The organism is Anaerotignum sp. (genome assembly GCF_031981185.1).
Classification (GTDB): Bacteria; Bacillota; Clostridia; order Lachnospirales; family Anaerotignaceae; genus Chakrabartyella.
Genome location: NZ_DALYUL010000008.1, coordinates 64,942 through 77,832, shown reverse-complemented (window position 1 = coordinate 77,832; position 12,891 = coordinate 64,942). Strand labels below are relative to the sequence as shown.

The window sequence follows — 12,891 nt, the reverse complement described above, 5'->3', positions numbered from 1 at the left end:
CATCAAAAGACAAAGTATTTAATGTTAAATAAATAACAAATATATTTGCTTCTAAAGCCAGTTTTCTTGAACAATAAAATAAAATATAAGCACATGCTTATATGAATAACACCTATTATTTTCTAAATAGAACGAGACAGCAGTTTAATTTTCTCTAATTTTATCCACAGAAGCTAAAATAAAGAAAATATTTTTAATATTACAGTGAAAAAAGCCCGTAATTTTATTGCATAATTTATTTCCAATACGGGCCTTTATACTTCTAAACATACTTGAGAATCAGTTTCTTTTTAGTTCATCTAATTTATAATGGCTTTTATTAAAAAAATCTTCAAAAAAACCTCTACAAGAAGCATTTCTTTTTACAATTTGCTAACAACCTTTACAGATCCCAATTCCTTCACCTCAACCACATCGTTGTGGCGAATTTTTTTTCCTCTTTCAAGAGCTTGTTCTCCGTTTACATAAACCAAACCTTCCGAAATCAATGCTCTAGCATCAGACCCTTGTCCAATGATACCGGCAAGTTTTAAAACCTGCTGTAATTTAATAAATTCTGTTTGAATTTCAACTTCCTGCATAAAGTAGTCCTTCTTTCTTATTGTTTACATAAAACAATTACATTCTTAATGGGAGAATCAAATATTTAAAGGAATCTCCCTCCACAGGTAATATGGTACAAGGACTTAAAGAAGCGGTAAAGTGAATTTTTACGTTTTCTTCATCAATCGAACGTAGGGCTTCGATAAAATAACGGGGATTAAAGGCAATGGAGATTTCTTCCCCTTCTACTTCCACAGAAATTTCCTCAAAAGCCGTACCCATATCACTTTTAGAGGTGATTTCCATATTTTTTGTTTTGATTTGGAAGCGTACCGGCGTTTTTCTGTTATCTCTGGAAACCAATGATGCACGTTCCAAAGATTGAATCATTTCGTTTTTATTTACCAAAACCTCTGTTTTAAAATCTTCTGAAAAACTTTGCTCGTAACGAATAAAATCCCCTTCAATCAAGCGTGAAACCATAATTGCTGTGCCCAAATCAAACAAAATATGTTTGTCTGTCACATAAAGAGAAACCAAATCTTCTTCTGACTGAGATAATATTTTATTTAATTCACTTAATGTTTTGCCAGGAACAATCACATCATTTTTTCCATAACTTTGAATTAAATGGTTTTTACGATAAGAAATACGATAACCATCTACAGAAACTATATTAAAAAATTCATCATGAAACTCAAATAATTCCCCGGTTAATACAGGCTTTGCATTATCTTGGGCAATGGAGAAAATAGTCTGACGAATCATATTTCTTAAGTCATTTTGCTTTAAAGTATATGCTTGATTTTGTTCTACCTCAGGCAAAGCAGGAAAATCTTCTCCACCTTGGCCCATAATACTAAATTCAGAAGAACCACAAACAATGGTTACCGCATTTTTTTCATTTGTTGAAATTGTAACATCCTCTCCGTTTAAGCGACGAACAATTTCATTGAAAATGCGGGCTTCTATGGCAACTTCGCCCTTTTCTAAAATATCAGCTTCTATGGCAGCAGTTTTGATTCCCAATTCCAAATCATTTCCTGTTAAAACAAAGCCTTTTTCATCAGCAGTTAGTAAAATGCATTCCAAAATTGGTAGCGTGGTTCGATTGGAAACTGCTTTATTCACGATATTTATATACTGTAACAGTAGATCTTTTTTACAAATCAATTTCAAGTTGTTCACAACTCCTTTTCACACAGTGTTTGAAGAAATAAATAAGATTTAATCCGCAGTAGCAGTAGTAGGGGCTGTGAGTTTGTGGAAAACCTCTTTTTTCCCGAAGAATCAAGAATTTTGGGTGTTGACAAGCTATGTGGATGGGATGTGTGTAAAACATAGGCTTATCCACAGTATGCACAGCAAGACGAAATAGGCAATCTTTGTCCACAGTCTTTCCCTATGCTGCTCCACAAGGTAATGTGGAAGAATTATTGCCCCTTAATTGCCTTCTCCAGCTGCAAAATTGTGTTTTGCAATGCCGTATCATTTTCCAACTGCTTTTCAATTTTAGAAATTGCGTGAATGACAGTTGTATGATCACGCCCTCCGAAGCTTTCACCTATCTTTGGAAGGGAAATATCTAATAGTTTTCGGCATAAATACATGGAAACTTGTCTGGGAAAAGCAATATTTTTGGGTTTTTTGCTTCCCTGAATATCTTCAATACGAATATTAAAATGTTCCGCAACAATTTCTTGTATTGAATCCGGGGTGATTGGCGCAGATGCATTTTCGCTGAAGATATCCTTTAAAGAGTTTTCTGCCAAGAAAATGGAGATATCTTGGTTTGTTAGTGTTGCAAATGCAACAATTCTAGTTAAAGCTCCCTCTAATTCACGAATATTTGAAGCGATATTTTTTGCAATATAAGCCAGTACATCATCAGGCACCTGCAAATTATCTCGCTCTGCTTTTTTTCGTAAAATTGCAATTCTTGTTTCATAGTCAGGAGGCTGAATATCAGCAATCAAGCCCATTTCAAAGCGACTACGCAATCTGTCTTCTAAGGTTTCAATTTCCTTGGGAGGTCGGTCCGAGGAAATAATAATTTGCTTCGTTGACTCATACAATGCATTAAAGGTATGGAAAAATTCTTCCTGAGTACCTTCTTTTTTGGAGATAAACTGAATATCATCAATTAAAAGAACGTCGATATTTCTGTATTTATTACGAAAAGCTTCGTTTCTATTATTTTGAATGGAAAGAATCAGCTCATTTGTAAAAGTTTCGCTGGTAACATACAAAACTTTAGCAGAACTGTTATGATCCAAAATATAATGGGCAATGGAATGCATAAGATGGGTTTTGCCCAAACCGGAATTACCGTATAAAAACAAAGGGTTATAATTCCTTGCGGGCGCCTCTGCAACTGCCAAGGATGCGGCATGAGCCATACGGTTGCTGTTGCCTACCACAAAGGAGCTGAATACATATTTCGGATTTAAGTTTCTTGGAATTTCAGTACCTTGCTTTTGTACTTCTTTTTTCTCCATTAATCTAACAGGCAGTTCATTACCCATTAAAATGATGATTTCCAAATCCGTTTTTGTAACCTGTTTTATGGTATTTTTCAGCAAATCAAAGTAACGTTTTTCCAACATATCCTTGGCCAAGGGATTATCTACCTGCAAATATAGACAATGATCCTGCAAGCCATAGGGTACAATGGGACGAAACCATGTCTCAAAACTAACGGCGGAGCTTTCTTCTTCGATAATTTTTAGTGCTTCGTTCCACAATTCATTTATTTGTTCCATTATGTACCTCCTGTTAAAATTTTGTGGATAACAACGTTGTTATTCACAATTAAATGTAGATGGCTGTGAAAGAAAAGCTTCTTAATGAAAGACAAGCCGTAGTTATTCACAGCGAATGCTTTGTACTTGCCCACAAAATAAACAGTATGCAAAATATAGAAAAACACGGACATTCTGACCTAAATAGTAGTACATTTTTTTGAGAGGAATGTTTTTTCAAGAGGTTTTTCACATAAAATCCGGGTTATACACAGGGTTATCAACAGTTTGTGGATAACTTTGATTTTGGTACTGTAAAAGAATTGTGAATTTTGTGGATCATCAATGAAACAATACTTTGCCCATAGTATAACAAAAGTTATCCACAACCGCAATCAAAAATTATGGTTATCCCCAGCGAAACTAAAAAAAATGAATGGAAAAAGCTGTCGTTTGTAATCGTGTATGATGAAAAAAACATATAATTTATAAGAATTGTATGATAAGACACGAAAAATGAAAAAATTTAATTGTAAAAATTGGAAATACACCTTAGTTTCCATGAAGAAAATAAAATTTAAGAATCATAAAGGTTAGGTTTAAGGATTCCGTTTCCTTCATGGGTTTTTTAAACCAGTGTTTTATAAGTGGAAAAACGAATAGAAATTTATATTTTATAAAAAGTTCTACTATATATAGTAAAACCTAAATAAAAAAAACTATATATTTGTCCAAGCTATATTTTTTTAAGTATATTGTAAACTTTTACCCCAAAATCCCAGGATTTAAAGGCTTTTCAGGTAAATATTTTTCTTGACGTACCTATCCTTTTTTACTATAATAGTAACAGTGCTCGTAAATAGGGCAGAGAATCCCTGCAATAAAGGAGGTGCGTATAACTATGAAAATGACATTTCAACCCAAAAAGAAACAGAGAAGCAGAGAACATGGCTTTAGAAAAAGAATGTTGACAGCCAACGGTAGAAAAGTGCTTGCAGCAAGAAGAAAAAAAGGTAGAAAAGTATTATCCGCATAATCCTCATACCAAAAAGTATATTAGGCCGCTGAAAGTGGCCTTTTGTTCATATGAGGAATAACTTGGCGGTACCGAATGAAAGAAGGATTATTATGAATTTTACAGAATCTTTGAAAAAAAATTTTCAATTTCGGTATGTTTACAATAGAGGCAGATCCATTGCCAACCGCCATCTGGTTATGTACGTAGTAAAAAATGGGGCACAAGGGAACAAATTAGGTATTTCTGTCAGTAAAAAGGTAGGAAAAAGCGTTGTACGTTCCCATGTGACTCGTCTAATTCGGGAAAGCTATCGTAATATGGAGGAAGAAATTCGCCCCGGCTACGATATCGTTGTAATTGCCCGGGTAATTTGTAAGGATGCCACCTATCATGAGGTAAGTGCTTCCTTGCGCCATTTATTGAAAAAACATCAATTACTTCTTTCTCATCAGGAAAAAAGTTCTGAGAAAGAAAGTGAAAATGAAGAGAGATGAGAGAAATGGTTAAAAAATTATTTTTACTATTAATCCGATTTTATCAGGTGGGAATTTCTCCTTTGATTGGACCTCATTGTAGATTTACCCCCACCTGCTCTCAGTATGCATTTATCGCGATATCTCGTTATGGTATCTTTAAGGGCACATACCTTGCCGTCAGAAGAATTCTGAAGTGCCATCCCTTCCATGAAGGCGGCTATGACCCCGTTCCCTGAAAAATCCTATTGTTTGTTGACTTGTCCTGCGGGGCAAGAAAATTCTATTTGTTTGTTAAGGAGGCATAAAGCGTGTTTGGAAGTGAACTATTATCAGGTGTCGTTTTGACGACGTTTACGTCTGTAAAAATGCCCGGAAGCATATTGGGGCCCATTGCCAATGTTTTGGGACAAGTTTACAATATGCTCTTTAATGGGCTCTATGGTATGACGCAAGCTGGCGTATTAGGCTTTGCAATTATTTTATTTACTTTGATCGTGAAAGCAATTCTATTTCCATTAATGGTAAAACAGCAGAAATCTTCTTTTAAGATGCAGATGCTCCAGCCTGAATTGGAAAAGATTCGAAATAAATATAAAGGCAAGACAGATCAGATGTCTCAGCAAAAAATGGCAATGGAGATGCAGGATTTTCAAAAGAAAAACGGTATCAACCTTATGGGCGGATGCTTACCTTTGTTAATTCAGCTTCCTATTTTATATACATTGTTTTATTTATTCCAAAATGCCTATGTTTATGTTGATGTTATTGGTCAAAATTATACAGACATTGCAAATGCAATTTTACAAATTCCAAAGGACATGAGAATGGAAGTGTTTGCTCCCTATGCCCAGGCTTTTGTTGACCACTACAAAAATGTAGAAATTATTAAAACAAGCGGTTTTGATTTAAGCCGACTGAATGATGTTGTTATGTTGGTAAATTATCTAGGCGCAGATGCTTGGACAAATATTTTAAATCAGCTTGGTTCCAATGGTGATACATTGGTTGGACTTTTGGCGAATAAAAATAATATTGAGACCTTTTTGTTTATTCCCCTTGTTAGTGCAGCGGGATTAAAATGGCCCGGTGTGTTAATTCCTGTTTTTGCTGCAATTACTACTTATGCACAATCAAAAATCATGATGGTTATGACACCATCAACAAATAATGATCCCAATAATCCGGCAATGGCTATGACAAAGACAATGACTTATGTAATGCCATTCATGATGGGCTTTTTCACTATTTCAATGCCCGCCGGTCTTGGACTTTACTGGATAATCAGTAACATAATTGGTATTATTCAGCAGGTAGTATTGCAGAAATATTATAAAAAGAAATTCATGGGGGAGGCTGAGCAGAATGGATGAAATTAGAAAAAGCGGTAAGAGCATTGACGAAGCGGTTGCTGCTGCCTTAACGGAACTTGGGGCATCTAAGGAAGAGGTATCCATCACTGTTATTGACGAAGGTTCAAAGGGTTTTTTGGGCGTATTTGGGGGAAAAGAAGCAGTCGTTTTGGTTCGGAAGAATTTTAATCCCGAACGTGCCGCAGAAAATTTTTTGAGAGAAGTTTTTTTATCCATGGGGCTGATTGTAAAAATTGAAACCCAATTGAAGGATAAACATCTTTTGATTAATTTAACAGGCGGAGATATGGGAATTCTGATTGGCAAAAGAGGGCAAACCTTGGATGCATTACAATATTTGGTGAATCTGGTTGTAAATAAAAGCAGCAGTGCTTATATCAGCGTTATGCTGGATACAGAAAATTATCGCCAAAGAAGAAAAGAAACCTTGGAAACACTTGCTTTCAATTTAGCGAAGAAAGTAAAACATACAAAGAAAAATGTAGTGCTTGAGCCCATGAATCCTTATGAAAGAAGAATTATCCACTCTGCATTGCAAAATGATCGCTATGTAACAACATTCAGCGAAGGGGAAGAGCCTTATCGTAATGTTGTAATTACTTTAAAATAATAAGCAATTCAAAACCCGTTGCAGGAGGCTCTTGTTGCGGGTTTTTCCTGTATTAAAGGTAAGAAACACCGTAGGTTTCACCTACATCTTCTTACTTTTTTAAAATGTAAGACCAAAAACTTTAATTTGAACCCCTTTTGTCATGGGGGTTAAGAGGATATTAATTTGTTATGAGTCGCCTGCAAAAACAGAGTTTTTGCAAATAAAAGTTAGGGTCAAGCCTTTGCAAAGGCTTGCAGGGTTTGGGACAGCGTCCCGAGACCTTGATCTTTAACCTTGACCTTAGCGCTTGTAGAAAAAAAGGAGGGGTAATATGAATAGATTCAATCATTTAGACGATATTATAGCCGCGATTTCAACCCCCTTGGGAATTGGCGGGATTGGCATCGTCAGAATAAGCGGACGGGGATGTATTGAGCTGGCGGATGGCTTATTTCAGGGGAAGAAGTCCCTTTTGGAAAAGAAAAGTCATACCTTATCCTACGGCAAAATTGTAAGCCACGGTGAAATTATTGATGAGGCATTGGTTTCTGTTATGAAAACACCTCAAACCTATACAAAAGAGGATATTGTGGAAATCAATTGCCACGGTGGCGCATTGGTGACCCGAAGAATATTAGAGGCTGTCTTAAACCAGGGTGCAAGAATGGCAGAACCTGGAGAGTTCACCAAGAGAGCCTTTTTAAATGGTCGAATGGATCTGACTCAGGCAGAGGCGGTAATTGATATTATCCATTCTCAAACTGATTTATCCCGTCAGGCGGCAGTGAACCAGTTGGAAGGTAGACTAAAAATGGAAGTTCGTTCCTTGCGTGATGAAATCTTAAATATGATTGCTAAGATAGAGGCAGTGATTGACTATCCTGAGCATGACGTGGAAGAGGAAACCTACGGAAATATGGAGCATGGCACGTTGAAAATATTAGAACACATGGAAAAATTATTGAAAAATGCCGATCGGGGAAAGATCATCCGTGACGGCTTGGAAACTGTAATTGTAGGTAAGCCAAACGTGGGTAAATCCTCTCTTTTAAATTGGCTGTTGGAGGAAGAACGGGCAATTGTAACGGATATCCCTGGTACCACCAGAGATACCGTTGAAGAATATATCAATATTGACGGTATTCCCATGAAGATTGTAGATACTGCCGGTATCCGTGAAACAGGGGATTTGGTAGAAAAAAAGGGCGTAGAAAAATCGAAAGCTTATGCAGAAAAAGCCGATTTAGTATTGATGATGCTGGATAGCTCCAGACCCTTAGAAAAAGAAGATAAAGAGATTCTTTCCTTTATTCAAGGAAAAAAGACTCTGGTTTTGTTGAACAAAACGGACTTAGAAAGAAAGCTGTCTATGGACGAGCTAGAACAATATATCCCAAAGGAACAATTGATTTCAGTTTCCATTAAACAAAATCAAGGCTTTGAGGAGTTAATTCATGGCTTAAAGCAACTGTTTTTCAGTGGGGAAAGTGTAAAGGCTGAGGATGCACTTTTTGGAAATACCCGCCACAAAAATGCATTGTTTCAGGGAAAAGAGGCTATGGAGCGTTGTTTAGAAACCATTCGTACCCGTATGCCTGAGGATTTTATTTCTATGGATTTGCAGGATGCCAACCGTTTTTTAGGTGAAATTACTGGGGATGTTGCCGATGAAGAAATCATCGATCGCATCTTTACAAAATTTTGTTTGGGAAAATAAAATTAGAATTTTTACAAATTATGTTGAAAGTGGGAGAAATTTTCCCCATAGATTGTGCCCAAAGCATTGCCAATTGAAGGAACTTGCCCTAAAATATTAGGTTAAGAGTGATAAATGATAACGAGGGAAATTCCCTTTGGAATATGAAGGAGTTATAAAATGAAGTATGAAGCGGGAACCATTGATATAGCAGTAATTGGTGGTGGTCATGCGGGGTGTGAGGCGGCATTGGCGGCGGCAAGAATGGGTATGAAAACCATTTTATTTGCCATCAGCTTAGATAGTATTGCCATGATGCCCTGTAATCCCTCCATTGGGGGCAGCTCCAAAGGGCATTTGGTAAGAGAAATTGATGCTTTAGGCGGCGAGATGGGAAAAGTAATCGATAAAACCTATATTCAGACAAAAATGCTGAATACAGGAAAAGGGCCTGCGGTTTATTCTTTACGTGCGCAAGCGGATAAGGTAAAATATCAAGCAGAAATGAAGCACACCTTGGAACAAACACCCAACCTACGGGTGTATCAAGGGGAAATTGCAGAAATTTTAATGGAGGACGACAAGGTTTCTGGTGTTATCACTGCAGCAGGGGCAGTCTTTCATTGCAAAGCCGTAGTTTTATGTATGGGTACTTATATGCAAGGGCGTTGTTTACATGGGGACGTAATTATTCCGAGCGGCCCTAATAATTTGATGCCTGCAACACAGTTAAGCCAAAAGCTTAAGGATATGGGTATTCGTTTGTACCGCTTTAAAACAGGAACACCGGCAAGAATGCTGAGAGGATCTTTGGATTTTGAGAAAATGCAGCCCCAATATGGGGATGAGAATATAACGCCATTTTCTTTTGAAAATACTGCGGAGGATATCAAAAGAGAGCAGGCGTTATGCTGGCTGACCTATACCAATGAAAATACCCATCAGATTATTCGGGACAATCTCAATCGGTCTCCGTTATACGGTGGGGTAATTGAGGGAACAGGCCCCAGATATTGTCCCTCCATTGAAGATAAAGTGGTGCGGTTTGCGGATAAAGAGCGTCACCAAATCTTTATTGAGCCAGAAGGCGAAACCACAGAGGAAATGTATATTCAAGGAATGTCATCTTCTTTACCTGAAGATGTGCAAATTGCTATGTACCGTACCATACCTGGATTGGAGCGTTGCGAAATTACCCGTTTCGCTTATGCCATTGAGTATGATTGCATCGATGCAACCCAGTTAAAGCTTTCTCTGGAATTTAAGGATTATAAGGGTCTGTTTAGTGCAGGTCAGTTTAACGGAAGTTCTGGTTATGAAGAAGCGGCAGCCCAGGGGTTAATCGGCGGCATCAATGCTGCTAGATATATTCAGGAAAAAGAGCCTGTAGTTTTACAGCGTTCCGATGGATATATTGGGGTTTTGATTGATGACTTAATTAGCAAGGGGAGTAAAGAACCCTACCGTATGATGACAAGCCGTGCAGAGTTCCGTCTGTTGCTGAGACAGGACAATGCGGACCAAAGGCTTATGCCCATTGGTCATGACATTGGTTTGATTTCACAGGAGCGTTATCTAGCTTTACGGGAAAAAGAGCGTTTGGTTGATTTGGAAATAGAGAGAGTAAAGGGATTAACCATTGCACCAAATGGAAGAACGTTAGAACTATTGGAGCAATATGAAAGTACACCTATTAAATCAGGAGTAAAATTATCAGACTTAATCAAAAGACCTGAGTTGGATTATGAAAAGCTTGCCCCTATTGATGAAGCAAGACCCCAGCTTCCCCCTGATGTGCGGGAGCAAGTAAATATACAAATTAAGTACGAAGGATATATTGGACAGCAGTTGAAACAAGTGGAGCAGTTTAAGAAGCTGGAAAACCGCAAGTTGCCGGAGAATATGGATTATCAGAGTATACAAGGATTGCGCATTGAAGCAAAGCAAAAGCTGGATACAATTCGTCCGTCCTCTTTAGGACATGCATCCCGCATCACTGGAGTATCTCCTGCGGACATTTCCGTATTATTGATTTATTTAGAACAGCAAAAGAGAAATTCCAGAGATTAAGGTTTCGGATGTCCCAAATCTATTAGGGTTTTATTACTTTTGTACTGCAAAAACCAGGTTTGCTGTGTGCCCTATGTTGGGCAGTGAGAGGACAAAGTTCAGGGTTTTTATGTTAATCTTTTTTATGTTTTTAGAAAGGAGGGGGTTGAATGAAGGTATTTCTGCCTTGGGAAGGAAAACAAAATGCAAGTCCCCAAATAGACAGAAGGTTGTTTTTACCCAAAAGAAAATTCCCTTTGGAGGATTTGTGTTTTAATACAGTGAGTGGACCATTTTTCTCGTTACCAAACCCCAGTGGAACCTTACGTTCTTTCTTGCGGGCTTTGGAAAAAGATAGCCAAGACGAGGCAATGGGCTATCTTTCCGCATCAGCGGCGGCAATAGCTGATTTTGATGGTATCAAAAAGTTTTTTGAAGAACGCAAAAACCTGCATTTTTTTTCCGATGATATTTGGAATGAGATCAGAACGGTAGCCCTTACCTGTAAAAATGATGAGGGAAATACGGAGGTGATTTCTGTGCAGATGGTGGCGGAGCCAAATCACTATGGAAAATGGAAAATTAATTATATAGAGAAGGAGTAGCGCATGGAAAATAAAATGCTGTTACAATCCTGCTGTGAGCAGATGCATGTTCAGCTCTCTGAACAGATGGCGGAACAGTTTATGACTTATATGTCTCTGCTTTTAGAGTGGAACGAAAAAATGAATTTAACGGCGATCACAGAGGAACGTGAGGTTATCTTAAAGCATTTTGCTGACTGCCTGAGCCTTGTGCCGTATTTGAAAATAACAGAGTCCACAAAAATAATCGATGTTGGCACGGGGGCAGGTTTTCCCGGGCTACCAGTAAAAATTGCTTGTCCTGCAGTTTCCATGACCCTTTTGGATTCTTTGCAAAAAAGAATTGGTTTTTTGGAAGAGGCTATAAAGTCCATGGACTTGAGCCAGGTTGAATGTATCCATTCACGTGCGGAGGATGGGGGACAAAACCCATTGTATCGGGAGCAGTTTGATTATTGTGTATCCCGTGCAGTGGCGAATTTGGCAGTATTGGCGGAATATTGTTTGCCTTTTGTAAAAGTAGGGGGAACTTTGGCAGCATTAAAAGGACCTGACGCTTTAGACGAAATCGAAGAGGCAAAAGGGGCTTTGGAGAAGCTTGGAGGAAGGGTGACACAGGTAATTGATGTTACGATTCCCTTTACAGATTTATCCCATAAGCTTATTTTCATTGTAAAAGATTCCCCAACGCCGAAAGTTTATCCCAGAAAAGCAGGAAAAATTTCAAAAAATCCTTTAAAGTAAAAAAAGAAGACAGCATATCTTAGAGATTGCTGTCTTTTTTATTGGAAAAAGGGGTTGAGAAAAAGACCGTAAAAGGTAGCTTAGCATAACCGGGGAAATAAAAAGAAAGGCATCTAATTTGTATGATAGAAAAAAATAGAGAACTGGAAATGGTAAAATAATTGCCTGGAAAATAAATTGGTTTCATATGCAAATACCAATATATAGTATTTGGATGTCAAAAAAAGCGGTATATGTAGTGTAAAATTTGAAATAAAATGACGAGAAAATGATATAAATTTGAAACTTTTTCACAACCTCTGTCAATATCTCTAACCCTTCGAGCTTTTTGTGTCTTATGCCGAGTCATTTTGTCGAGGTCGCAGAGTTTTTGTTATACTCTTTTTCTTTCAAAACGTGCTTCCTATGTTAAAATAAAGAAAGAAAAAAAAGAAAAATGCCGTAGATTTGTAATGTTATCTCGGTTTCCATAGAATATAAAAGGAGGAAATACATATGGAGGTTTTGAAATTTCCCGAAATGCGTTTAAAAAAGGAGAAGGCTGTATATCAGCTGCCAATTGAAAAAATTCGTCCCAATCCATATCAACCAAGAAAGTATTTTAATCTTGGTGCATTGGAAGAACTGGCGGAATCCATTACCGCATATGGAATTCTGCAACCCATTACTGTTCGGAAAATGAGTGGAAGTTTTTATGAATTGGTAGCGGGAGAGCGTCGTCTTAGGGCTGCGGAAATGGCCGGATTGAAAACCGTTCCTGCTTTGTTTATTCAGGTGACTGATAGTGATAGCGCCGTGTTGGCGTTTATTGAAAATATTCAGAGGCAAAATCTAAGCTTTTTAGAAGAAGCTGAAGGCTACCGCAACATGATGGAGGATTATGGACTGACCCAAGAGGAGTTAGCAACGAAGCTTTCCAAAAGCCAATCTGCCATTGCCAATAAGTTGCGAGTTTTAAAATTAGAAGACAGTGTAAAAAAAGAACTGTTGGAGCATCAATTTACAGCGCGACATGCAAGAGCATTGCTTCGTCTGCCCGATGAAGAAAGCCGTTTATTGGTTATGTCTCATATGATTC

Annotated in this window: 13 protein-coding genes; 10 read left to right on the top strand and 3 right to left on the bottom strand. The window is 37.7% G+C overall.

Annotated features, from left to right (window positions below):
* Positions 1-362: 362 nt before the first annotated feature.
* The 3 genes from RTK36_RS06370 to dnaA form a co-directional block, all read right to left on the bottom strand.
* Positions 363-581 (bottom strand): RNA-binding S4 domain-containing protein, encoded by a 219-nt coding sequence (locus RTK36_RS06370; protein ID WP_312045373.1) that lies wholly within the window; start codon positions 579-581, stop codon positions 363-365.
* Positions 582-618: 37 nt separating this feature from the next.
* The gene (gene dnaN, locus RTK36_RS06365) at positions 619-1,731 is read right to left on the bottom strand and encodes a DNA polymerase III subunit beta (protein WP_312045372.1); all 1,113 of its coding nucleotides are present in this window, start codon (positions 1,729-1,731) and stop codon (positions 619-621) included.
* 245 nt (positions 1,732-1,976) lie between these two features.
* Positions 1,977-3,308, bottom strand: coding sequence for a chromosomal replication initiator protein DnaA (dnaA, locus tag RTK36_RS06360; RefSeq protein WP_312045444.1), 1,332 nt, complete (start codon positions 3,306-3,308; stop codon positions 1,977-1,979).
* Between the two features lie 877 nt (positions 3,309-4,185).
* Here dnaA and rpmH point away from each other — a divergent pair.
* The 10 genes from rpmH to RTK36_RS06310 form a co-directional block, all read left to right on the top strand.
* Positions 4,186-4,320, top strand: coding sequence for a 50S ribosomal protein L34 (rpmH, locus tag RTK36_RS06355; RefSeq protein ID WP_312045371.1), 135 nt, complete (start codon positions 4,186-4,188; stop codon positions 4,318-4,320).
* A gap of 92 nt (positions 4,321-4,412) precedes the next feature.
* Positions 4,413-4,796: a ribonuclease P protein component gene (gene rnpA / locus RTK36_RS06350; RefSeq protein ID WP_312045370.1), complete on the top strand. Its 384-nt coding sequence runs from the start codon at positions 4,413-4,415 to the stop codon at positions 4,794-4,796.
* Positions 4,793-5,014 carry a membrane protein insertion efficiency factor YidD gene (gene yidD / locus RTK36_RS06345; RefSeq protein WP_312045369.1) on the top strand — a complete coding sequence of 74 codons (222 nt, stop codon included), beginning with the start codon at positions 4,793-4,795 and terminating at the stop codon, positions 5,012-5,014. Before rnpA ends, yidD begins: the two co-directional genes overlap by 4 nt.
* 72 nt (positions 5,015-5,086) lie before the next feature.
* The gene (locus RTK36_RS06340) at positions 5,087-6,148 is read left to right on the top strand and encodes a YidC/Oxa1 family membrane protein insertase (protein WP_312045368.1); all 1,062 of its coding nucleotides are present in this window, start codon (positions 5,087-5,089) and stop codon (positions 6,146-6,148) included.
* On the top strand, positions 6,141-6,758 hold the full coding sequence (gene jag / locus RTK36_RS06335) for an RNA-binding cell elongation regulator Jag/EloR (protein WP_312045367.1): 618 nt from the start codon (positions 6,141-6,143) through the stop codon (positions 6,756-6,758). Before RTK36_RS06340 ends, jag begins: the two co-directional genes overlap by 8 nt.
* 313 nt (positions 6,759-7,071) lie before the next feature.
* Positions 7,072-8,457, top strand: coding sequence for a tRNA uridine-5-carboxymethylaminomethyl(34) synthesis GTPase MnmE (mnmE, locus tag RTK36_RS06330; RefSeq protein WP_312045366.1), 1,386 nt, complete (start codon positions 7,072-7,074; stop codon positions 8,455-8,457).
* Between the two features lie 159 nt (positions 8,458-8,616).
* Complete coding sequence (gene mnmG / locus RTK36_RS06325) at positions 8,617-10,506, top strand: tRNA uridine-5-carboxymethylaminomethyl(34) synthesis enzyme MnmG (protein ID WP_312045365.1); 1,890 nt, start codon at positions 8,617-8,619, stop codon at positions 10,504-10,506.
* A gap of 149 nt (positions 10,507-10,655) precedes the next feature.
* Complete coding sequence (locus RTK36_RS06320) at positions 10,656-11,090, top strand: hypothetical protein (protein WP_312045364.1); 435 nt, start codon at positions 10,656-10,658, stop codon at positions 11,088-11,090.
* A 3-nt stretch (positions 11,091-11,093) separates the two neighbouring features.
* Entirely contained in the window at positions 11,094-11,813 is a 720-nt protein-coding gene (gene rsmG / locus RTK36_RS06315; RefSeq protein ID WP_312045363.1) for a 16S rRNA (guanine(527)-N(7))-methyltransferase RsmG, read from the top strand.
* 495 nt (positions 11,814-12,308) lie between these two features.
* Positions 12,309-12,891 (top strand): ParB/RepB/Spo0J family partition protein (locus RTK36_RS06310; protein ID WP_312045362.1); only part of this gene is annotated, 583 nt, incomplete at its 3' end.

Coding starts and splice junctions, on each gene's coding strand:
- mnmE (WP_312045366.1), top strand. CDS start 7,072: ATGAATAGATTCAATCATTTAGACGATATTATAGCCGCGATTTCAACC.
- jag (WP_312045367.1), top strand. CDS start 6,141: ATGGATGAAATTAGAAAAAGCGGTAAGAGCATTGACGAAGCGGTTGCT.
- rnpA (WP_312045370.1), top strand. CDS start 4,413: ATGAATTTTACAGAATCTTTGAAAAAAAATTTTCAATTTCGGTATGTT.
- rsmG (WP_312045363.1), top strand. CDS start 11,094: ATGGAAAATAAAATGCTGTTACAATCCTGCTGTGAGCAGATGCATGTT.
- RTK36_RS06320 (WP_312045364.1), top strand. CDS start 10,656: ATGAAGGTATTTCTGCCTTGGGAAGGAAAACAAAATGCAAGTCCCCAA.
- mnmG (WP_312045365.1), top strand. CDS start 8,617: ATGAAGTATGAAGCGGGAACCATTGATATAGCAGTAATTGGTGGTGGT.
- RTK36_RS06370 (WP_312045373.1), bottom strand. CDS start 581: ATGCAGGAAGTTGAAATTCAAACAGAATTTATTAAATTACAGCAGGTT.
- yidD (WP_312045369.1), top strand. CDS start 4,793: ATGAGAGAAATGGTTAAAAAATTATTTTTACTATTAATCCGATTTTAT.
- rpmH (WP_312045371.1), top strand. CDS start 4,186: ATGAAAATGACATTTCAACCCAAAAAGAAACAGAGAAGCAGAGAACAT.